The organism is Agreia sp. PsM10 (assembly GCF_030433855.1).
Lineage (GTDB): Bacteria > Actinomycetota > Actinomycetes > Actinomycetales > Microbacteriaceae > Agreia.
The window spans coordinates 20771-41690 of sequence record NZ_JARUXC010000011.1 but is presented as its reverse complement, the minus strand read 5'-3'; the positions used below and the strand labels follow the sequence as shown (position 1 = coordinate 41690).

Here is a 20920-nt window from a genome sequence, read left to right as displayed (position 1 = left end):
CCATGTCAGCAGAACTGCCGAAGGTCGTGGACGAGCGCGACGCCGTCGCGTTCGAGCCGGCACCGCTGGATCGTTCAGCCCGCTTCTACGTCGCCGGTCATCGCGGCCTGGTGGGCTCGGCGATCTGGCGCACGCTCGAGAACGAGGGGTTCACCGACCTGGTCGGCCGCAGCTCGTCCGAGCTCGACCTGATGGACCGGGGTGCCGTCTTCGAGTTCTTCGAGCAGACTCGACCGAGGTATGTGGTTCTGGCTGCGGCGAAGGTCGGTGGAATCCTCGCGAACAGTACCTACCCCGTCGACTTTCTGAGCGACAATCTACGCATCCAGGTAAATGTTCTTGACGCCGCGCTCAAGTACGACACGGAGCGCCTGCTCTTTCTGGGCTCGTCGTGCATCTATCCCAAGTTCGCTCCGCAGCCGATTCCCGAGGACAGCCTGCTGACGGGCCACCTCGAGCCGACGAACGACGCTTACGCCATCGCGAAGATCGCGGGCATCATGCAGATTCAGGCGATCCGCCGACAGTACGGCCTGCCCTGGATCTCGGCCATGCCGACGAATCTGTACGGCCCCAACGACAACTTCTCGCCTCAGGGCTCGCACGTGCTTCCGGCACTGATCCGGCGCTACGACGAGGCCGTCAAGTCCGGTGCGGAGGTGGTGACCAACTGGGGCACCGGAACTCCACGCCGGGAGTTCCTGCACGTCGACGACATGGCCGCCGCGTGTCTCCATCTGCTCGAGCACTATGACGGTCCCCAGCAGGTCAACGTGGGTACGGGAACGGATGTCTCCATTCGGGAGATCGCCGAGACGGTCGCCCGGGTCGTCGGCTTCGAGGGAAGCACGGAATGGGACGAGTCGAAGCCCGACGGCACGCCACAGAAGCTTCTCGACGTGTCGAAGCTCACGAACGAGGGATGGACTGCTGCGATCGGGCTCGAAGAGGGACTGCGCTCCACCGTGGAGTGGTACCGAGCCCATCTCGCGACTCTTCGCGAGTAGTCTGCGCCTCTATGCCGCGAGCCCGTTTCGGCGGCTCGACCGAACACTGTGATTGAATCTGCCAATGTCATCGTCCAACCGCTTTCGTAGCCATCGTCGTCGCCGAAGCCGGCGGTCGAAGGTGAGGCGGCGGTGGATACTCGGAGCCGTCTCCGTCTCCGTGGTCATCGTGGTCGGCGTGCTGGCATGGGTCGGAATCCGCGCGTATCTGGCGAAGGGCGAGCTCGAAGCCGCAATGCCTTTGGCCACGAAAGTGCGCTCGCAGATTATGGAGGCCGACGGGCAGGGTGCCCTCGCATCCGGACAGGCCCTCACCGTGCACGCCAACAACGCGGCGGCCCTGACGGGCGACCCGGTATGGCGGATCGTCGAATTCGTTCCCGTTCTCGGCAAGAACCTTCAGGTCATGCGAGAACTCACGGAGGCCACCGACGATGTGGCACAGCGTGCCATTCTCCCCCTGACCCAGATGGCGGGAACGCTTAGTCTCGACAGCTTCAAGCCCGTCGACGGCCGTATCGATGTACAGCCCATGCTCGACGCGCAGCAGGATGTGAGCCTCGCCGCCGGTGCGATCACTCGCGCGAAGACGAAGGTCGACGATATCGATGCCGATGGCGTCATCTCGCCGCTCTCCGACGCGAGGGGCAAACTGAGCGGGCTGCTGGATGAGGTGTCGTTGAGCATCGACGTGATCGATGGCGCAGCGCAGCTGATTCCCGCAATGCTCGGCAACGAAGGCCCGCGCAACTACCTGGTCCTCTTCCAGAACAACGCGGAACTGCGTTCGACGGGCGGTATACCGGGGGCAATGGCGATGGTGCACACCGATGGCGGCTCGATGAACCTTGTGCAGCAGGCTGCTGCTGCCGACTTTCCGAAATTCAAGCCGCCCGTCGTGGAACTGCCCATCGAGACTCGGGCCTTATACGGCGACAACACGGCGCAGTATATGCAAGATGTCAACTTCACGCCTCAATTCGCGCTTTCCGGTCAGATCGCTCGCGAGATGTGGAAACGGCAGTTCGGTGTAGAGGTGGACGGGGTCATATCTGTGGACCCGATCGCTCTGTCATACCTGCTGAAGGCCACAGGCCCCATCGTGCTTCCGAGCGGTGACGAGATCAACGGTGACAACGCGGTGCAGTTGCTGCTTCAAGATGTCTATGCCAGGTACCAGGTTCCTGCAGACCAGAACGCCTTCTTCGCGTCTGCCGCAGCCGCAGTTTTCGACAGAATGACCCAGGGCGACGTGGACACATCGAAACTGGTCGCGGCCCTCGCTGAGGCCGGCACGGAACGACGGGTGCTCATCTGGAGCTCCCATGAAGAAGATCAGGCTGTGCTGAGTGACAGCACACTGTCGGGAGCCCTGCCGGTGAGCGATGATCAGACCCAGGCGTTCGGTCTCTATTTCAACGATGCGACCGCCGCGAAGATGGACCCGTACCTAAAGGTCGACGTGGAGACGGCCCGGGCCGTGTGCAGAAACGACAAACTGCCCAACTATTCGATTCGAGTGACGCTGACGAACACGGCGCCGGCGGATGCCGCCGTGGTCCTCCCCGCGTATGTGACAGGGGATGGCGGGAGCGGGGTCGCGCCCGGGAGCATCCGGACGAACGTCGCGCTGTACGGTGCGCCCGGTACGTTCAACCTCGGGGTGCTGCGTGACGGTCAGTCGGCCCCATACCATCCGGCATCGGATTCGGGCTACACCTTGAGCAAGCTGCAGGTCGAGCTGGCGCCCGGCGAGAGCACCGTGTTGGACTTCCAGTTCCTCGGCGGAGACGCGCAGCCGAAAGAGATGGTTGTCGAACATACACCGCTTGTTTACAGCCTCGAAACATCGAACGTTGATCTTGGCTGTGAAAGTGCCCTACAGTAGGAGTACCCCAATCTGGGGTATATGCCCACTCGGGCTGCCAGTGTCGGCGAAAATCACAAACTATTTTGGGGGTAGTTTTTAATGTTCAAAAAGGTCCTTGCAACAGGCTTACTTGCAGTTCTCGCGGTGTTCGCTGTTCCAGCAGCGGCGAATGCGTACGAAATTGACGGGCCTGCCGTCACTACCACGCCGGGTGTCGCTGCCACCCTGACGTTCTCTGGTTTTGATGCCAACGAGCCCACCACCGCATCAGCACCCGACGCGGTGACTCTCGGAATCGTCAAGGTCGTCTCGACATTCTCTCGTGCGGCAAACGGGTCGGGAGTTGTCTCCTACACGGCCACGGCATCCACGCCCGGAACTTACACAGTTACGGTCGTAGGTGTGTCGGGAAAGATTGGATCGGCAGCGCTGACTGTCGTACCTGCTGACTCGGGTGCCGGAAGCGGTTCGGGCTCTGGCTCGAACGGCGCTCTGCCCAACACGGGTCTCGAGACCCCGATGCTGATCATCTGGGGTGCTGCCGGCGCTCTTGCTCTCGGTATCGCCCTGACGGTGGTTCTCACCATCGTTCGTCGCCAGAAGGCGTCGGTCTAGCAAACGCCTGGAAGGTGTCTTGAACCGACACTCGGATAGCTTCTGGTAGGCGTCTTACACGGAATGCCCTCGGCGAAAGCCGGGGGCATTCTGCGTATCTGCAGGTCTTCGTGAGGCGTCAGAAGACGTCGAACGCGGATCTGCCTTTCGCGAACTCGTCTCGAGTCGACTCTTGGGGGATCGCTCGGAACGAGTCGCGAAGACGGATGGTCGCCCCGATGGCCACGGCGGTGACCGTTGCGATCACGAGCCAGGCAGCCAGCGCGAGGGCGGCGGCGGTGACGACGGCGGCGAGATCCATGAATGGAGCATAGGGCCAAATTGCGCCGAAGGCGAGGATTTCTCGGTTAACTACGGGTTGTCGTGTGTGTGGTCTCGATACGCGTCGGCCGCGGGCGGCCTCTGCTACTCGACCGGCGCATCCCATAGAAGAAGGGGCGCCCACCGGTGGTGGACGCCCCTTCGACAGGCTCAGGGAACGACGACTCAGGGAACGCGGGCTCCCTTCGACAGGCTCAGGGAGCGGCGGCCGTACTAGGGGCGACCCAGCCCGATGTAGGACCAGCCGGCGGCGCGCCAGGCCGTCGCATCCAGTGTGTTGCGGCCGTCGATGATCGTCGCGGTCTTCACCAGGGGCAGCGCCCACGCCGGGTCCATGTGACGGAACTCGTCCCACTCCGTGACCAGTACGACCAGGTCGGCATCCTGCAGCGCCGCGGCCGGGTCGGCCTCGTATGAGAGCTGTGGATGCGCGCGGCTGGCCGTATGGATCGCCTCGGGGTCGGTGGCCACGACGTTCGCTCCGAGGCCCTTGAGCTGCACGGCCACGTCGAGCGCCGGGCTGTCACGGATGTCGTCGGAGTGCGGCTTGAACGCCAGGCCGAGAACGGCGATCTTCTTGCCATTGACCTGGCCCCCGAGCGACTCGACCGCGAGATCGACCACACGCTGGCGGCGACGCAGGTTGATGGCGTCGACCTCCTTGAGGAAGGCGACGGACTCGCCGCGGCCCAGCTCTTCGGCGCGGGCGGTGAACGCGCGGATGTCCTTCGGCAGGCACCCGCCGCCGAAGCCGACGCCGGCCTTCAGGAACTTCCAGCCGATTCGGTCGTCGAGGCCGATGGCGGTCGACAGCTGCGTCACGTCGGCGCCGGTGACCTCGGCGATCTCGGCCATCGCATTGATGAACGAGATCTTCGTGGCCAGAAAGGCGTTGGCCGAGACCTTCACGAGCTCGGCTGTCGCGTAGTCGGTGACCACCAGCGGGGTGTCCTTGCCGAGCGCCGACTCGTAGACGCCGTCGAGCAAGGCCTTGGATGCCTCGGCCTGGGCCGGCTCGGGCGGCAGCCCGTAGACGAGACGGTCGGGAGAGATGGTGTCTTGAACGGCGAAGCCCTCACGCAGGAACTCGGGGTTCCAGGCGAGCATCGCGCCCGTTCCGCTCGCGGCGACCTTTCCGGCGAGATCGGCGGCCGTTCCCACGGGAACGGTCGACTTGCCGACCACCAGGTCGCCCTCGGAGAGGTAGGGGAGCAGGCCGTCGACTGCTGCGTTCACGTAGGTGAGGTCGGCGGCGTAGCTGCCCTTCTTCTGCGGCGTTCCCACCGCGATGAAGTGCACCTGGCTGCCGGCGGCGTCGGCGAGGTCGGTCGAGAAGCGCAATCGGCCGGAGGCCATGGCTGCGGTGAGGAGTTCGGGTAGTCCTGGTTCGAAGATGGGAGATATGCCGGCGGCGAGTGCGTCGATCTTGGCCTGGTCGATGTCGATGCCGATCACTTCGTGACCCAGCTCCACCATCGATGCGGCGTGAACCGCGCCTAGATAACCGCAGCCGATTACAGAGAGCTTCATTTGCTGCCTTCCCCCGATTTAGCAAATTGACGCACTCCGTTGTGCATATCCATTCCTCATTCCTACCAGACTTATGTATCCGGCGAGTTTCCTGAGGTGCGCTGCGGCGCATCCGGCCGGTGTCAGCGTGTGTCTGCTCGGTTCAGTCGGTCTCGGTCGTGTGGGGCAGCCAGGCCAGCCTTCTTTCCGTGAGCGACCGGATGAGGGGGGTCGTGTCGAGCTCCTGGTGCGGCATCGCCGAGTCGGAGACCTCGAGCGGTTCGCCCGGAAAGAGAATGAGCTGCACGACCGGCCCATCGTTCTCGGCGACGACCGGAACGTCGATGATCACCACACGCCCGCGGCGACCGGCGGCGACCGAGAAGTTCGTCACCGCGTGTGCGACGTCATCGGTCGTCACGAACGACTTGCCCTGGCATCGGATGAACTTCATGTCGGCCCCCTCGACACGATCAGGACAGCTGTCCCATCGCCTGCACCGCCTCTTTGCGGTGTCATGTTCGATCGAGCTTCGAGGCTAGCCGTGCAGGCGAGCGGCGCAACTGATGCTAGCCAGGTGGGCCCGGATGCCGTAGGGTCGCGCCGCCTACCGCGGGGTGCCGTCAGCAGAGTTCGACCGGCTTTTCGGTTCACGCGGCAGGGATGAGCCGCTCGTGTCGGTAGCGATCGAAGAGGGCTGTGAACGAGTCCACCGTGCGGTGATGGGTGTGGAACCCGGCCAGCCGGCTCTTGCTGATGTCGGTCACGACCTCGATGTCACGGCCCAGATCGGCGTCGGTGTGCCACCACGAGGCCAGGCGGCCGAGGTCGGGCTCGGCGAGCCCGTGCAGGGTGGCGATCTCCGTCCACACGTCGTTCATCCCCTCCATCTGCTGCTCGAGCGGTCGGGGGTTCGTGTCGAAGCCGACGGGCTCGACGCCGAAGTACGCGGCGAGCTGCGGCCACATCCAGCGCCACCGGAAGATGTCGCCGTTCACCACGTTGAACGCCTCGTTGGCGCCGGTCGGCGATGTGGAGGCCCAGACCATCTGCTCGGCGAGCACGGTCGAGTCGGTCATGTCGGTCACGCCGTTCCACTGCGTCTCGCTGCCGGGAAACACGAAGGGGCGATCGAGGTGACGGCAGATCGAGGCGTAGGTCGCGAGCGTGAGCCCCATGTTCATCAGGTTGCCGACGGCGTGGCCGATCACCGTGTGGGAGCGGTGCACCGACCACGTGAAGCCCTGTCGCTCCGCGGCGGCGAAGAGCTCGTCCTCCTGCGTGTAGTAGAAGTTCGGCACGTCGAGCCGGGGCTCGTCCTCGTGGAAGGGCGTATCGGGCATCTCGCCTTGTGCATAGGCGTCGAACGGGCCCAGGTAGTGCTTGAGGCCCGTCACCAGGGCGGCGTGCACCACCGGAGACCCGTCGAGCGCAGCGAGCAGGTCGCGCACCATGCCGCCGTTCACCGCGATGTTCTGCTCCTCGGTCGACTGGCGCGACCATCCAGGTCTGCAGGCCGAGCGGCAGTGCGCCCCAGACCAGACCCCACAGAGCGAGCAACACGATCACGCCGACCAGCGTCGACGCCAGCAAAGGCAGCAGCACGATGGCGGCGGCGACCACGATCATGGCTCCGCCCACGGTGCCGGTCACACTGCGAGAGAGGGTGAAGCCGGCCACGAAGTTGCCCACGATGCCCGCGATGCCGAAGATGAGCAGCGCCATGGTGATCGTGGCCGCGTCGACCTCGACGAGCTCGTCGAGGTAAGGAGACACGAACGTGTAGGCCGCGAACTGTGCGACGAAGACGAAGACTGCTCCGATCAGTCCCACCCGGGCGCGGGGCAGCTTCAGCAGCGCGGCCAGGGTCGACGCGCGCACCCGCTGCACCGACGGGATCTTCGGCAGCAGCAGCAGCTGGCCGACGAGCGATACGGCGCCGAGCGCCGCGCCGATCACGAACGCGAGGCGCCAGTCGGCCACGGATGCGATGAACGAGCCGAGCGGAAGGCTCACGACGGTCGCCACCGAGATGCCGGCCGTGATGAACGACGACGCCCGGATGACCGACTCCGGGCGCACGAGCCGCGCCGCGACGCCGGCGCCGATCGACCAGAATCCGCCGAGGGCGACGCCGAGCAGCAGCCGGGCCACGATGAGCACGGTGAAGTTCGGCGCCATCGCGCCGAGCAGATCGGCCAGCACGAGTAGAAGGCTGAGCGACCACAGCACGATCCTCCGGTCGATCCGCGAGGTGGCGATGGTGACGATCGGCGCGCTGACCGCACCGGCCAGGCCGGTGGCGACGACCATCAGGCCCGCCGTTCCGATGCTCACATCGAGATCGTCGGCGATCGCCGTGAGGAGGCCGATCGGCAGGAACTCCGAGAGCACCAGCACGAACGAGCCCAGAGATACGGACAGCACCCCGAGCCATCCACGCAGGTCGGAGCTGGTGGTGCCGGGCCGGTTCGCGACAGAGGTCATGACGAGCTACAAGCGCCGAACACCCGAGTCCATTCCCGGCGCAACGGAGTGACCCTCGCGCCCGTTCCCGGTAGGCTCGCTGCGCGCGACCGAACGCGTGCGGCAAAAGAAAGCACAGGTGTTACCGATGACCGAAGCGACCGAACTGCGTCTGACCGAGACCGCGATTCCGGGGCTCGTGATCCTCGACCTTCCGGTGCACGGCGACAACCGCGGCTGGTTCAAAGAGAACTGGCAGCGCGAGAAGATGCTCGCCCTGGGGCTGCCCGACTTCGGACCGGTGCAGAACAACATCTCCTTCAACGGCAAGGCCGGCACCACCCGCGGCATCCACGCCGAGCCGTGGGACAAGTACGTATCGGTGGCCACCGGCCGCATCTTCGGAGCCTGGGTCGACCTGCGCGAGGGCGACACGTTCGGCGCCGTCGTGACCGTCGAGCTCGACGCGGGCCGCGCCGTCTACGTGCCGCGCGGGGTCGGCAACTCCTACCAGACCCTCGAAGAGGACACGGCCTACACCTACCTGGTCAACGACCACTGGAGCCCGGCCGCCTCGTACACGTTCCTCAACCTCGCCGACGAGACCGCGAACATCCCCTGGCCCATCTCGCTCGACGACGTCGAGATCAGCGCCAAAGACCAGGCTCACCCGCGCCTCGCCGACGTCGTTCCTATGAAGGGTGCGCGCACGCTCGTGCTCGGCGCCGGTGGACAGCTCGGCCTCGCCCTCCGCGACGTCTTCCCCGACGCCGAATACGTGTCGCGCGCCGAGTTCGACGTCGCCGACCCCGCCAGCTACACCACGCGGCACTGGGGCGACTACGACACCATCATCAACGCCGCCGCCTACACGAAGGTCGACGAGGCCGAGACGGCATCGGGCCGAGCGGATGCCTGGGCCGCGAACGTCTCGGCCGTCGCGTTGCTCGCATCGGTCGCCACCGCCAACCGGCTCACCCTCGTGCACGTCTCGAGCGACTACGTCTTCGACGGAACCGCGCCGGAGCACCCCGAAGACGAGGCGTTCTCGCCGCTCGGCGTCTACGGCCAGACCAAGGCGGCGGCCGACGCCATCGTGTCGACCGTTCCGCGTCACTACATCGTGCGCACCAGCTGGGTCATCGGCGAAGGCAACAACTTCGTGCGCACCATGGCGTCGCTCGCGTCGCGCGGGGTGGCCCCGAGCGTCGTGAACGACCAGATCGGGCGCCTGACCTTCACGACCGACCTGGCCGACGGCATCCGGCACCTGCTGAAGACGGGCGCCGACTTCGGAACGTACAACCTCACGAACGAGGGCGAGCCGCTGTCGTGGGCTGCCATCGCTGCCCGCGTCTACGAGCTCACCGGTCACTCCGCGTCGGATGTGACCGGCGTCTCGACCGAGGAGTACTTCGCCGGCAAGTCGGTCGCGCCTCGCCCGCTGGGCAGCGTGCTGCCCCTCGGCAAGCTCGCCGCCACCGGGTTCGTTCCCCGCGATGGCGACGAGGCTCTGAAGAGCTACCTGGGCGTGTAGCGCTCTCCGGGGCTCGGCGCTCTTATCCCTGCTCCTTGCCCTGTCATCGCGTGGAGCGGCGACGGATGACGGCCGTGCTCGCCGCCATGACCCCTCCCGTGAGCAGCACCAGGGCGCCCACCCCGAGGAGACGTGCGTCGACTCCGGTGCTCGCGAGCTGCTGGCGCGCCGGCGGGGCAGGGGTGACTCCGGTGTGGGCCGTCGTCGTGATGGGCGAGGCGAGGATCGTCGGGGGATTCGGCGTGACCGAGGGGTCTGGGGTGATCGGGGGGTCCGGGGTGATCGGCGGATCGACCGGAGGGACCGGCGGATCGACGGGTGGGACCGGGCATTCGACCGCGGTGGTGGCACGCGTGGATGTCGACGTGGTGGTCGTGGGGGTGGCGACGGGGCGAGACGTGCTCGACGGCATCCACGAGTAGGTGGTCGTGGTGGTCGTGGTCGTGACCAGGCCGGTCGAGCATGACGTGTCGTCCATCGAACTGGTCGTGGTCTCGGGCAGGACATCCGTCGGCGGGGGAGGCGGCGTCGTGCAGTCGCCGGTGAGGGTGAGCACGCCCTCGGGGTCGTGGCTGTAGCTGTGCCAGTCGATCTGGAAGGTGACGTGCGCCGTCGTGGTGGTTCCGGCGACGCCGGTCTGCACCCAGGTGAACGATGCGTTCGGCGGCAGTGCCGGCAGCCCGTGGTTGGCGCTGTGCTGGGCCCACTCGTAGAGCCACGCGTTCTCGGGCGTGATCACCTTGACCTCGGCCTCGTCGCCGTCGGGGATGCCTGACGTCTGTACGGTCCAGGTGATCGAGTAGGTGCCGTCGGCAGCGCAGGCCGCGTCGCCGGTGACGACAGCCGAGGGTGCGGACGTGAGACTTGCGGCCGACGCCGAGGAGGGGGCGCCGGCGACACCGATCATCGCAGCGCCGGGAAGTATCCCGGCCAGCGCCACAGCCATCACTAACTGATGAATTCTCATGTTTATATCCAGACGAGACTTTGATGAATATTTCTCATTAGCCGGACGCTACGCCTCATAACTGAATTTCGCCAGAGAAAAAGGAATAATTCTCATTTTCTGCTGGTGTGCGCGGAGGAAATGGCATCGAAACACTGCTTCGGTACCCTCGGTGGATGGACAGCCCACGATCCAGACGCTGGGCATGGATGGCGTTGGGACTGATCACCCTGGCGGTGATCACCATCACCTTCTGGCCCACACCGGTCGACCGGCCGTTCCATCTGGCGATCGGCCGGGTTCTGGCGACCCTGCATCGCCATGGCCTGCCCCACTGGGTGACCTACGCCGCCATCGAGTCGGCCTCGAACGTCGTGATGTTCGTACCGATCGGTGCTCTCATCGCCATCCTCGTGCGACGGTCTCTCTGGTGGGTGTCCGGTGTGCTCGGTCTACTCGCATCCGTGTGCATCGAACTCTCGCAGCTGATCTTCCTGCCCGCCAGGTACGCCTCGCTGGGTGATGTCGCCGCCAATACGAGCGGCGCCCTGCTCGGGGGAGCGATCATATGCATCCTGCGTTATATACAGACGCACCGATCGCCGGCGTAACCCGCCGGGGCTGGCAAGCGCCTGTGGGTCGACCGTGCATCCGGTCTTCGAGCCCATGAACGAGGCCCCGCCCCGTAGAGTGGCAACAAGTCACCCCTAGAACCCGGTTGTCTTGCTGCCCTGCTCGGGCCCGATGGCCGAAGGGGGCCTCTGTGACTGACACAGTAAAACCGCGCATCACGTTCACGAAGACCAAGCCTGGCGGGGCGCGCACCAGCCCGACCAGCGAGTACTCCTCGCTGCTCAACACCGTTCGCGACGCCGGCCTGCTGCGCCGCCGCAAGGGCTTCTACTACTCCATGTTCGGTGTGCTCATCGCCGCACTCGGGGGAGTCGGCGTGGGCATCGTGCTGCTCGGCGACTCGTGGTTCCAGCTGCTGATGGCCGCCGCGCTCGGCATCATCTTCACCCAGTTCGCGTTTCTCGCTCATGAGGCGTCGCACCGCCAGGTCTTCACCTCGGGCAAGGCGAACGACATCGCAGGACGCGCCCTCGCCAATCTGTTCGTGGGCATCAGCTACTCGTGGTGGATGACGAAGCACTCGCGCCACCACGCCAACCCCAACGTGCTCGGCAAAGACCCCGACATCGAGCGCGACTTCATCTCGTTCATCCCTGAAGACGCGGCCAAGTCGAAGGGTCTCTACGCCTGGGCCACCAAGCGCCAGGGCTACTTCTTCTTCCCCGTGCTGATGTTCGAAGGCCTGAACCTTCACATCCACGGCTTCCGCACGGTGTTCGGCAAGGGCAAGGTCGACAAGCGCTGGCTCGAGATCAGCATGTTGACCACGCGCATCGCGGCCTACGTCGTCGTCATCTTCCTGCTGCTCGAGCCCGGGATGGCGTTCGCCTTCATCGGCGTTCAGCTCGCCGTCTTCGGCGTCTACATGGGCGCCTCGTTCGCCCCGAACCACAAGGGAATGCCCACCCTGCCGCACGACAGCAAGGTCGACTTCCTGCGTCGCCAGGTGCTGACCTCGCGCAACATCCGCGGCGGCTTCGCCATGGACACGTTCATGGGCGGGCTCAACTACCAGGTCGAGCACCACCTCTTTCCGAACATGGCCCGGCCGAACCTGAAGAAGGCGCAGGCCATCGCCAAGGAGTACTGCGAGAAGCACGACATCCTCTACACCGAGACCGGTCTTCGCCAGTCCTACGGCATCGTGATCCGCTACCTCAACAAGGTCGGACTCTCGGCCGGCGGAGACCCGTTCGACTGCCCGGCGGCGCAGGCGTTCGGCCGCTAGCACCAGCGCAGTTCCGCAGCGTCGGCGCTTCGAGTGTGCTTGCTGTAACTCAGGAAAAACCGTCCTTCCGGCGAGTATTCGCCCGACGAGGGGCGGTTTTTCCTGCGTTGCGGCGACGCGGCCACAGGTGGTCTCGCTGCGCGACGCGGCGCAGAATCACTCGCTCGGTCTCGGGCCAGTCGAACATCACCATCTCGTACGTGATGCGCATGGGCAGGTAGCCCAGGCCGATGAGTATGCGGTCTCGGTTTCGATCCGCATGGTACTTCTCCGAGCCGGTGTGCCACTTCTTGCTGTCGCACTCGATCACGAAACGATCGCCGATGAGCAGGTCGACTCGGCCGACTCCGACAATGCGCACCTGCACCGAGACGCGGATACCCAGGGCGCGAAGCCTCATCCGCACCAGGGTCTCGGTGCCGGACTCGCTCCGTGCATCCGCGCGGCGGAGTGCACGTGCGTAGCGGCGGGGGAGTCGAGTGAATGCGGCCTCGAGTTCGCGCAGGGAGACCAGGCCGCTATTCAGCGCCGAGTCGATTACGACAACCGCGTACTCCTCCGGCTGGCACTGAACCGCGTCGGCGAGTGCGTCGACCACCGATGCGATTCCTGCCCGTGGCCTGTCGCCGTGCTGGCGCCAGTGAAGGCATACCGCCGGGTATCGGCTCGGCGCCTGCCGAGGCGTGGTGGGCACGCGGCGCCTGTTGCCCTTCGGAGGCATCGCGACGTGCAGGGTGTTGTCGGGCGGAGTCCAGAGATTGAGCAGGGATGCCGCCGACAGCGAGGTCGCGACTCCACCGAGCTGCACCGCGCGAGTGGCATCGGATGGTGCCCCGGCCGCCGCGTACCAACCCCGACGAAGACGCAGCAGGTCGCCCCGCTCGACGGCGCGAGCGATGGAGTGGTGGGTCATTCCGAAGGCAAGGAGCCCCCTTCGGGAGATGATCTGGTCGCGGTCGTAGGTCGTCGTCATGGCCCCGATCGTGGTCACCCGAGCGGTGGCCCGCGGCAGACGGCGGCGATTCGGTGGACTTCTTTGCCTGCTGGGCCGGAGTGCGGAGTGGAGAAGCGCCTCTTCTCAGGAAGAACCGGGGTGCCGAGCGCGAAAACCGCGTATTCGGCTCATTTCTCCTGCATACGGGCGGCGTCAATCGTCAGGCGGGCGGGCCCTGCGCGCCGCACGATGCTGGCGCCATCGGCCGGGGTGTGCATAATGAGTAGGCGCTCACCCTTGTGAACGTGAACAACGATGAGGTTTGAGAGCGTGACAGACGAACCCGAGCCGGTGGCGAAGAAGTCACGGGCGCCGAGCATGCACGATGTCGCGCGCCTCGCCGGGGTCTCCCACCAGACGGTCTCCCGGGTCATCAACGACGCGCCCAACATCCGCGACGAGACAAAGCAGCGTGTGCTCGATTCGATGGAGCAGCTGCAGTACCGGCCCAACCGGGCCGCCCGCGCGCTGGTCACCTCCCGATCCCGCACCATCGGCATCCTGTCGGCGTCGCGCACGAACTACGGCCCCGCCGCCAGTATCCAGGCGATCGAAGACGCGGCCAACGCGGCCGGCTACGCGGTGACGACGGCGAACATCCACGGCTTCGAATCGACCTCGATCGTGCGCGCCATCGATCGTCTGCTCGACCAGGCCATCGAGGGACTCGTGGTCATCGCGCCGCAGCGGCGTGTGTTCGACACCCTGGCGGGCATGGCGCTGCGCCTGCCGATCGTCACCCTGCAGTCCACGGGAACAGACGGCGACAGGTCGCTCTCCGTCGACCAGATCATGGGCGCGCGCCTCGCAACGCGCCACCTGATCGAACTCGGCCATCGTTCGATCTACCACCTCGCCGGCCCCCAGGACTGGATCGAGGCGGAGGCACGCATGACCGGCTTCCTCGACGAGATGAACGCCCAGGACATGCCGACGACGGCCCCGTTCCTGGGCGATTGGACCGCCGAGTTCGGCTATTTCGCCGGGCGCGAGCTGCTGCGCGTGCGCGACTTCACGGCCATCTTCGCCGCGAACGACCAGATGGCCCTCGGGCTCATGCACGCCATTCGCGACGCCCGTCTCGATGTTCCGGGCGACATCAGCATCGTCGGCTTCGACGATATTCCGGATGCCGCCCACTTCTGGCCGCCCCTGACCACGGTGCGGCAAGACTTCCCCGAGCTCGGACGGCGCTGCGTGGCACTGCTTCTCGGCGGCCTCGACGCGGGGGAGCAGTACGACGGCATCATCGCTCCGACCCTCGTCGTGCGCGGATCGACCGGCCCGCCGCTTTCTCGGTAACGATCGTGACACGGCCGAAAATGGTGGTTGACACGGTGATCCGGTGCAGGACTAGTATGAACACGCGTTGTGAACGTTCACAAGGAAAGTGAAGCACCTCGCGCTGAGTACCAAGAAGAAACAACAGAGCAGACAAGGGAGTCGTCGAAGGGGCAGCAACTGTCCACCGTCCTCTTCCTAGCCAGCACCCCGCCGTTCGAGGCCTATGCCTCGCACGGCAAACGAATCGGTCATCCGGGACGACGCCGGTTCGCGCACCACTGCAGACAACGACGTCCACTGCACATTCGAAAGGAATTCACACAGTGAAAATCAAAACCCTCCTCGCCGGCGTCGCCGCCGGCGCGATGATCATCGGCCTCTCGGCCTGCTCGAGCGGATCGAGCGGTGGAGACGGCGGCGGAGACGGCGGCCTCATCGGCGTCGCGATGCCCACCAAGTCGAGCGAGCGCTGGATCCAGGACGGCGACGCCGTCAAGTCGCAGCTCGAAGACGCCGGCTTCACGGTCGACCTGCAGTACGCAGAAGACGACATCCCCACCCAGGTCTCGCAGATCGAGAACATGATCACCAAGGGCGCCAAGGCCCTGATCGTCGCCTCCATCGACGGCACCACGCTCACCAGCGTTCTGCAGGATGCGGCCGACGCCGACATCCCCGTCATCGCCTACGACCGCCTGATCCGCGACACCGAGAACGTCGACTACTACGCGTCGTTCGACAACTTCAAGGTCGGCCAGCAGCAGGCATGGTCGATGCTGAACGGTCTCGGCCTCACCGAGCTCGGCGGAACGCCCATCGAGGGCGCACCCGCCGGCCCGTTCAACATCGAGCTCTTCGCCGGATCGCCCGACGACAACAACGCCACGTTCTTCTTCGACGGCGCCATGCAGGAGATCCAGCCCCTCATCGACAGCGGCGTTCTCGTCGTCGGCAGTGGCCAGACCGACTTCGAGCAGGTCGCAACCCTCCGCTGGGACGGCGAAACCGCGCAGAGCCGCATGGAGGACATCCTGACCTCCACGTACTCCGACGGTTCCAAGAAGGTCAACGCGGTTCTCTCGCCCTACGACGGCATCTCGCGTGGAATCATCTCGGCTCTCACCGACGCCGGTTACACGGTGGGCGACGAATGGCCGACCATCTCCGGCCAGGACGCCGAGCTCGACTCGGTCAAGGCGATCAACTCGGGCGAGCAGTACGCGACCATCTTCAAGGACACGCGTGAGCTGGCCAAGGTCGCCGTCGCCATGGCGACCGCGATCCTCAACGGCGAAGAGCCCGAGGTGAACAACACCGAGGACTACGACAACGGTGCGAAGGTCGTTCCCTCCTACCTGCTCGAGTCGCAGATCGTCGTGAAGGACAACATCACCGAGGTTCTGGTCGACTCCGGCTACTGGACCGAAGACGAGATCAAGGGCTAATACCCCGAAGATCCCGGATGTTCCGGGCGCGTGACCCGATCGGGTCGCGCGCCCGGCGCATCCCGTCTCTCGTCGCCGCCCAGGGCGACGTAAAACCCCCCCACACGAACAACCAGCAAGGAAGCAGGTTCGCAGATGACGGACATGGTCGATGCGCCGCTCAACATCCTCGAGATGAGGGGAATCACCAAGACGTTCCCCGGCGTCAAGGCTCTGCAAGATGTGACCATCGAGGTCGGCCGTGGCCAGGTGCACGCCATCTGCGGCGAGAACGGCGCCGGCAAGTCCACGCTCATGAAGGTGCTCTCGGGCGTCTACCCGTTCGGCACCTACGAGGGCGACATCGTCTTCGAAGACAAGATCGTCGAGTTCAAGGACATCCGCGACTCCGAGGCCGAGGGCATCGTCATCATCCACCAGGAGCTTGCCCTGAGCCCGTACCTGTCGATCGCCGAGAACATCTTCCTCAACAACGAGCAGCGTGGGGCCATGGGCCTCATCGACTGGAACAAGACCAACTCGGAGGCGGCCAAGCTGCTCGCCCGGGTCGGCCTGCGCGAGAACCCGACGACCAAGATCATGGACATCGGAGTCGGCAAGCAGCAGCTCGTCGAGATCGCGAAGGCGCTGTCGAAGCGTGTGAAGCTGCTCATCCTCGACGAGCCGACCGCGGCCCTGAACGACGAGGACAGCGATCACCTGCTGAACCTGATCCTGCACCTGAAGGAGCAGGGGATCACGGCGATCATCATCAGCCACAAGCTGAACGAGATCAAGAAGGTCGCCGACTCGGTCACCGTCATCCGAGACGGCAAGACGATCGAGACGATCAAGAAGAGCGACGTCACCGAAGAGCGCATCATCAAAGACATGGTGGGCCGCGACCTCGAGCACCGCTACCCCGATCACACGCCGCACATCGGCGATGAGATCCTGCGAGTGGAGGACTGGACCGCGCACCACCCCCAGGACCCGAGCCGCGTGATGGTCGACAACGTCAACATCAACGTACGTCGTGGCGAGATCGTCGGAATCGCCGGGCTCATGGGAGCCGGCCGCACCGAGTTCGCGATGAGCCTGTTCGGCCGCACCTACGGCTCGAAGATCAGTGGCCGCGTGTTCAAGAACGGCGTCGAGATCAAGACCCGCACCGTCTCCGAGGCGATCGCGAACGGCCTCGCCTACGCGACCGAAGACCGCAAGACCTACGGCCTCAACCTGATCGACGACATCAAGCGCAACATCTCGATGGCGGCGCTGAAGAAGCTCGAGAAGCTCGGCCTCGTGAACGACGGCCAGGAGTGGACCGTCGCCAACGAGTACCGCAAGAGCATGAACATCAAGTCTCCGACCGTGCTGGCGAAGACCGGCAAGCTGTCGGGCGGAAACCAGCAGAAGGTCGTGCTGTCGAAGTGGATCTACTCCGACCCCGACGTTCTGATCCTCGACGAGCCCACCCGAGGCATCGACGTGGGAGCGAAGTACGAGATCTACAGCATCATCAACAAGCTGGCCGCCGAGGGCAAAGGCGTGATCGTCATCTCGAGCGAACTGCCCGAGCTGCTCGGAATCTGCGACCGCATCTACGCCCTCTCCGAGGGACGCATCACCGGCGAATTGCCGATCGAAGAGGCGAGCCCCGAGGCTCTGCTCAAACTCATGACCATGGAAAAGGCCCGCTAGCGCCCGCGCTGGTGGATATAGGAGCACAACGACATGTCTGACCTCGAGACCAAGCCCGCCGACGGCGTCGCGGCCGGCAGCCAGGTGAACCCGGTTGAGAACAGGTTCACCGAACGGTTCAGCCACATCTTGTCCGACCTCGGCAAGAACGGCATCTTCATCGCACTGATCCTGGTGGTGGTGCTGTTCAGCGTGCTGACCAACGGCATCCTGCTGCGACCGCAGAACATCTCCAACCTGATCGTGCAGAACGGCTACATCCTCGTTCTCGCGATCGGCATGGTGATGGTGATCATCGCCGGCCACATCGACCTGTCGGTCGGATCGGTTGCGGCCTTCGTCGGTGCCGTATCGGGTGTCTTCGCCGTGCAATGGGGCCTTCCCTGGTGGCTGTCGATCATCCTGTCGCTGCTGGTCGGTGCCCTCGTGGGTGTCTGGCAGGGCTTCTGGATCGCCTTCGTGGGCATACCCGCGTTCATCGTGACGCTCGCGGGCATGCTCATATTCAGGGGCCTCGCGCTCGTCGTGCTCGGCAACGCCAACATCGGTTCGTTCCCCACCGAGTACCGCGCCTTGGGCAACGGCTTCCTCAGCAACGTCTTCGGTGAACTCGAACTCGATCCGCTGACGCTCGGCGTTGCCGCCATCGCGATCATCGCGCTCGTCGTGCAGCAGTTCCGCACCCGCAAGGGCCGTGCGAGCTATGGGCAGGCCGTCGAGCCGATCATCTGGTTCATCGCCAAGCTCGTGCTCATCGCGGTGGCCATCGGATTCTTCGCCTACGCGCTCGCCAGCTACAAGGGCATCCCGATCACGCTGATCGTGCTCGCCGTGCTCGTGCTCGTCTACGGCATCGTGATGAACCGCTCGGTCTTCGGCCGGCACATCTACGCCATCGGCGGCAACCTGCACGCGGCCGAGCTCTCGGGCATCAAGACCCGCAACGTCACCTTCTGGCTGTTCGTCAACATGGGCTTCCTCGCCGCCCTCGCCGGCCTCATCTTCACCGCGCGACTCAACCTCGCAGGCCCGAAAGCCGGTGACGGCTTCGAGCTCGAGGCCATCTCGGCCGCCTTCATCGGTGGAGCCGCGGTTCAGGGTGGTGTCGGCACCATCGGCGGCGCCATCATCGGTGGTCTCATCATCGGTGTTCTGAACAACGGTATGTCGATCATGGGCATCGGCATCGAGTGGCAGCAGGCCGTCAAGGGCCTCGTGCTGCTCTTCGCCGTCGCCTTCGACGTCTACAACAAGCGCCGCTCCGGAGGCCGCTGATCCCCGAAGCGTTCAGCCCGAGCCCGGGCGAGATCCACGTCGTACTCGGCGTGGACTCGCCCGGGCTCGATGCCGTCCTGGCGCGGGTCGCGGGCGACGTCGCGTTCGCCCACGTGCGGCGGCAGTCGGGCCTGACCGCGACCCTCGACCTGGCCGACAACGTGTTCCTCGGCATCGAGCCGCGCCGACGGCTGTTCGGGCTTCCGGGCATCGTCGACCGGGTGTCGATGCGCACCCGCACGACCGCCCTGCTGCGCCGCGTCGACGTCTATACGCCTCTGCCCACCCCGGCGAGAGAGCTCGACGCCGCGTCGCGCGTGCTCGTCGAGGTGGCCAGGGCGCTCGCCCACGGGGCCACCACGATCGCCCTCACCGAGCCGACCGCCGGTCTGACCGAGGCCGGTGCCGGCCGCGTCGTGCAGGTGCTGCGCCGCCTCGCGAACGACGGAGTCGCGGTCGTCATCGCCTCGCAGCGACCCCGCCTGGCGCTCGAGATCGCCGACGCGGTCTCGGTGCTGTCGTCGGGGTCGGTCACGACCGTGCTGCAGCCCAGCGACAGTCGGGTGGATGCCCGTGGCCGGCTTCTCCGGGCGATGGCTGGCGACGCGCCGATCGGCGAGGCGCCGGCCGGTGACGCGCCCGCCGGCGCAACGGGCCCTGCGCCACGCGACCGATCGACGGAGTCGCCATCCGGGCCCCTGGTCGAGATCGCGAACTGGAGCACTCTCGACGAGTTCGACCGCACGACCCCGGTGGTCGTCGACGCCTCGGTGAGCGCGGCGGCCGGCGAGATCGTCGGTCTGGCCGGACTCGAGGGATCGGGCCGCAACGAACTGCTGCTCAGCGTGTTCGGGCGCACCGCGGGAACCGAGCCCACCGGCGCGGTGCTGCTCGACGGGCTGCCCGTCGACACGAGCTCGACCATCGCAGCGATCCACGCCGGCATCTTCGCCATCGTGACGGTGCAGCCGAAGTACCGCGTGCGCATCGTGGGTGGCATCTCCGCGCCCGCGACGCCCTCGATGCTGCCGACGCTCGTGAACACGGGGCTCGTCAGCCGTGACGACGAGCCGCCCGCGTCGACGCCGGGAGCCCGGGCGCTCGACGCCGTGCGCATGCGCGGACGTGACGACGAGTGGGTGCGCATCCGCAGCCTGCTCGAACTGTTCCCGGCGTCGGCGCATCGAGTGCTGCTGCTCGTCGAGCCGACCCGCGAGCTCGACGCCGGGCAGCGCGCCGAGGTGTGGCGGCTCCTCGGGGAGATCACGGCGGCGGGTAAAGCCGTGATCATGACCTCGTCGGACCTCGACGAGCTGCAGCAGCTGTGCGACCGCACCGTGGCGATGGCCGGCGGTCGCGTCGTGGGCGAGGTGCCCGGGGGCGGCGGTCGACTCGAGCTGCTCGACCTGATCGCACCGCTCTAACGCAGGAAAAATCGCGCCGATCGCGGATTTTCGTGCGCCGCGCCCCGGTTCTTCCTGAGTTGCGGCGGTCGCTACGCCGAGACGTCGAGGGTGGGAGTGCCGTTGACGCTCAGCACGCGCCACGAGCCGTCGGCCCACTCGATCTCGTTGATGGCGGCGTTGTGGATGTGGGGGATCTCCTGGCCGAGGATCTCGGAGAGGACGAACCGGATGATCGTGCCGTGGCAGACCGCGGCGATCGTCGCATCCGGCCCGTCGATCGGCAGCCGTGTGTCGCGGATCTCGCCGATGGCGCGCATGCCGCGCAGCGTCACGGACTCGCGGCTCTCGATGTCGGGGTACTCGGCATCGGGCTCGTCGGGCATCGGGCTGGTCGCCACGGTTCCCTCGAAGGAGGCGTAGTCGCGCTCGATGAGGTCGTCGTAGCTGGCGCCCAGGTCGATGCCGAGGATGTCGGCGATGATGCGCGCGGTGTCGCGGGCGCGTGCCAGCGGCGACGACACGATGGCGGCGAGGCCCTGGTCGGCGAGCAGGGCAGCGGTCTCGACGGCCTGCGCGCGCCCGGTGGCGTTGAGGGGAATGTCGCTCGATCCCTGCAGCCGGTCGTCGCGGTTCCAGTCCGTCTGGCCGTGGCGGATGAGTTCGATGCGCATAGAGGAAGGGCTTTCGTCGGCAGGGTGAGG

Annotated in this window: 17 protein-coding genes and 2 pseudogenes; 11 read left to right on the top strand and 8 right to left on the bottom strand. The window is 65.8% G+C overall.

From position 1 onward, the window contains the following. The first annotated feature begins 2 nt into the window (after positions 1-2). The 3 genes from QCD70_RS13820 to QCD70_RS13810 all read left to right on the top strand — a co-directional run bounded on the left by QCD70_RS13820 (position 3) and on the right by QCD70_RS13810 (position 3492). On the top strand, positions 3-1007 hold the full coding sequence (locus tag QCD70_RS13820) for a GDP-L-fucose synthase family protein (RefSeq protein WP_301217243.1): 1005 nt from the start codon (positions 3-5) through the stop codon (positions 1005-1007). A 160-nt stretch (positions 1008-1167) separates the two neighbouring features. After that, on the top strand, positions 1168-2895 hold the full coding sequence (locus tag QCD70_RS13815; RefSeq protein ID WP_301217242.1) for a DUF4012 domain-containing protein: 1728 nt from the start codon (positions 1168-1170) through the stop codon (positions 2893-2895). 384 nt (positions 2896-3279) lie between these two features. After that, complete coding sequence (locus QCD70_RS13810) at positions 3280-3492, top strand: hypothetical protein (RefSeq protein ID WP_301217240.1); 213 nt, start codon at positions 3280-3282, stop codon at positions 3490-3492. Between the two features lie 118 nt (positions 3493-3610). Here QCD70_RS13810 and QCD70_RS13805 read toward each other — a convergent pair whose 3' ends face one another. From QCD70_RS13805 to QCD70_RS13785, 5 genes and pseudogenes are all read right to left on the bottom strand, one after another. Then, on the bottom strand, positions 3611-3793 hold the full coding sequence (locus QCD70_RS13805) for a hypothetical protein (protein ID WP_301217236.1): 183 nt from the start codon (positions 3791-3793) through the stop codon (positions 3611-3613). Between the two features lie 233 nt (positions 3794-4026). Then, a complete protein-coding gene (locus QCD70_RS13800) occupies positions 4027-5343 on the bottom strand; it encodes a UDP-glucose dehydrogenase family protein (protein ID WP_301217234.1) in 1317 nt (438 codons plus the stop codon). A gap of 142 nt (positions 5344-5485) precedes the next feature. Further along, positions 5486-5776 carry a hypothetical protein gene (locus tag QCD70_RS13795; RefSeq protein ID WP_301217232.1) on the bottom strand — a complete coding sequence of 97 codons (291 nt, stop codon included), beginning with the start codon at positions 5774-5776 and terminating at the stop codon, positions 5486-5488. 196 nt (positions 5777-5972) lie between these two features. Further along, positions 5973-6824: pseudogene (locus QCD70_RS13790) on the bottom strand (SDR family oxidoreductase); the annotation flags it as partial. A gap of 46 nt (positions 6825-6870) precedes the next feature. Then, a pseudogene (locus QCD70_RS13785) lies at positions 6871-7809 on the bottom strand (MFS transporter); the annotation flags it as partial. Between the two features lie 127 nt (positions 7810-7936). On the opposite strand from QCD70_RS13785, the gene QCD70_RS13780 reads away from it, so the two are divergent. Next, positions 7937-9325 carry a bifunctional dTDP-4-dehydrorhamnose 3,5-epimerase family protein/NAD(P)-dependent oxidoreductase gene (locus QCD70_RS13780; RefSeq protein WP_301217230.1) on the top strand — a complete coding sequence of 463 codons (1389 nt, stop codon included), beginning with the start codon at positions 7937-7939 and terminating at the stop codon, positions 9323-9325. 43 nt (positions 9326-9368) lie between these two features. On the opposite strand, the gene QCD70_RS13775 is transcribed toward QCD70_RS13780, so the two are convergent. Continuing rightward, positions 9369-10292, bottom strand: coding sequence for a hypothetical protein (locus tag QCD70_RS13775; RefSeq protein WP_301217228.1), 924 nt, complete (start codon positions 10290-10292; stop codon positions 9369-9371). 155 nt (positions 10293-10447) lie between these two features. Here QCD70_RS13775 and QCD70_RS13770 point away from each other — a divergent pair, with 155 nt between their 5' ends. Beyond that, positions 10448-10882: a VanZ family protein gene (locus tag QCD70_RS13770; protein ID WP_301217226.1), complete on the top strand. Its 435-nt coding sequence runs from the start codon at positions 10448-10450 to the stop codon at positions 10880-10882. A 152-nt stretch (positions 10883-11034) separates the two neighbouring features. Next, entirely contained in the window at positions 11035-12132 is a 1098-nt protein-coding gene (locus tag QCD70_RS13765) for a fatty acid desaturase family protein (RefSeq protein WP_301217224.1), read from the top strand. 49 nt (positions 12133-12181) lie between these two features. On the opposite strand, the gene QCD70_RS13760 is transcribed toward QCD70_RS13765, so the two are convergent. Continuing rightward, a complete protein-coding gene (locus QCD70_RS13760) occupies positions 12182-13105 on the bottom strand; it encodes a type IV toxin-antitoxin system AbiEi family antitoxin domain-containing protein (RefSeq protein ID WP_301217222.1) in 924 nt (307 codons plus the stop codon). Positions 13106-13381: 276 nt separating this feature from the next. Here QCD70_RS13760 and QCD70_RS13755 point away from each other — a divergent pair, with 276 nt between their 5' ends. From QCD70_RS13755 to QCD70_RS13735, 5 genes are all read left to right on the top strand, one after another. Continuing rightward, entirely contained in the window at positions 13382-14428 is a 1047-nt protein-coding gene (locus QCD70_RS13755; protein ID WP_441004944.1) for a LacI family DNA-binding transcriptional regulator, read from the top strand. A gap of 347 nt (positions 14429-14775) precedes the next feature. Then, a complete protein-coding gene (chvE, locus tag QCD70_RS13750) occupies positions 14776-15855 on the top strand; it encodes a multiple monosaccharide ABC transporter substrate-binding protein (protein ID WP_441004946.1) in 1080 nt (359 codons plus the stop codon). A gap of 144 nt (positions 15856-15999) precedes the next feature. Then, positions 16000-17538, top strand: coding sequence for a multiple monosaccharide ABC transporter ATP-binding protein (gene mmsA, locus QCD70_RS13745; protein ID WP_301217357.1), 1539 nt, complete (start codon positions 16000-16002; stop codon positions 17536-17538). A gap of 33 nt (positions 17539-17571) precedes the next feature. Continuing rightward, entirely contained in the window at positions 17572-18813 is a 1242-nt protein-coding gene (gene mmsB, locus QCD70_RS13740) for a multiple monosaccharide ABC transporter permease (protein ID WP_301217218.1), read from the top strand. A gap of 50 nt (positions 18814-18863) precedes the next feature. Further along, the gene (locus QCD70_RS13735; protein WP_301217217.1) at positions 18864-20237 is read left to right on the top strand and encodes a hypothetical protein; all 1374 of its coding nucleotides are present in this window, start codon (positions 18864-18866) and stop codon (positions 20235-20237) included. Positions 20238-20308: 71 nt separating this feature from the next. On the opposite strand, the gene QCD70_RS13730 is transcribed toward QCD70_RS13735, so the two are convergent. Continuing rightward, entirely contained in the window at positions 20309-20890 is a 582-nt protein-coding gene (locus tag QCD70_RS13730; protein ID WP_301217216.1) for a histidine phosphatase family protein, read from the bottom strand. Between the last annotated feature and the right edge of the window lie 30 nt (positions 20891-20920).

Bases quoted from the DNA above. Each gene is read 5' to 3' on its own strand.
- QCD70_RS13780 (WP_301217230.1), top strand. From the start codon at position 7,937: ATGACCGAAGCGACCGAACTGCGTCTGACCGAGACCGCGATTCCGGGG.
- QCD70_RS13755 (WP_441004944.1), top strand. From the start codon at position 13,382: ATGAGGTTTGAGAGCGTGACAGACGAACCCGAGCCGGTGGCGAAGAAG.
- chvE (WP_441004946.1), top strand. From the start codon at position 14,776: ATGATCATCGGCCTCTCGGCCTGCTCGAGCGGATCGAGCGGTGGAGAC.
- QCD70_RS13795 (WP_301217232.1), bottom strand. From the start codon at position 5,776: ATGAAGTTCATCCGATGCCAGGGCAAGTCGTTCGTGACGACCGATGAC.
- QCD70_RS13760 (WP_301217222.1), bottom strand. From the start codon at position 13,105: ATGACGACGACCTACGACCGCGACCAGATCATCTCCCGAAGGGGGCTC.
- mmsB (WP_301217218.1), top strand. From the start codon at position 17,572: ATGTCTGACCTCGAGACCAAGCCCGCCGACGGCGTCGCGGCCGGCAGC.
- QCD70_RS13820 (WP_301217243.1), top strand. From the start codon at position 3: ATGTCAGCAGAACTGCCGAAGGTCGTGGACGAGCGCGACGCCGTCGCG.
- QCD70_RS13730 (WP_301217216.1), bottom strand. From the start codon at position 20,890: ATGCGCATCGAACTCATCCGCCACGGCCAGACGGACTGGAACCGCGAC.
- mmsA (WP_301217357.1), top strand. From the start codon at position 16,000: ATGGTCGATGCGCCGCTCAACATCCTCGAGATGAGGGGAATCACCAAG.
- QCD70_RS13770 (WP_301217226.1), top strand. From the start codon at position 10,448: ATGGACAGCCCACGATCCAGACGCTGGGCATGGATGGCGTTGGGACTG.
- QCD70_RS13775 (WP_301217228.1), bottom strand. From the start codon at position 10,292: ATGAGAATTCATCAGTTAGTGATGGCTGTGGCGCTGGCCGGGATACTT.
- QCD70_RS13800 (WP_301217234.1), bottom strand. From the start codon at position 5,343: ATGAAGCTCTCTGTAATCGGCTGCGGTTATCTAGGCGCGGTTCACGCC.
- QCD70_RS13805 (WP_301217236.1), bottom strand. From the start codon at position 3,793: ATGGATCTCGCCGCCGTCGTCACCGCCGCCGCCCTCGCGCTGGCTGCC.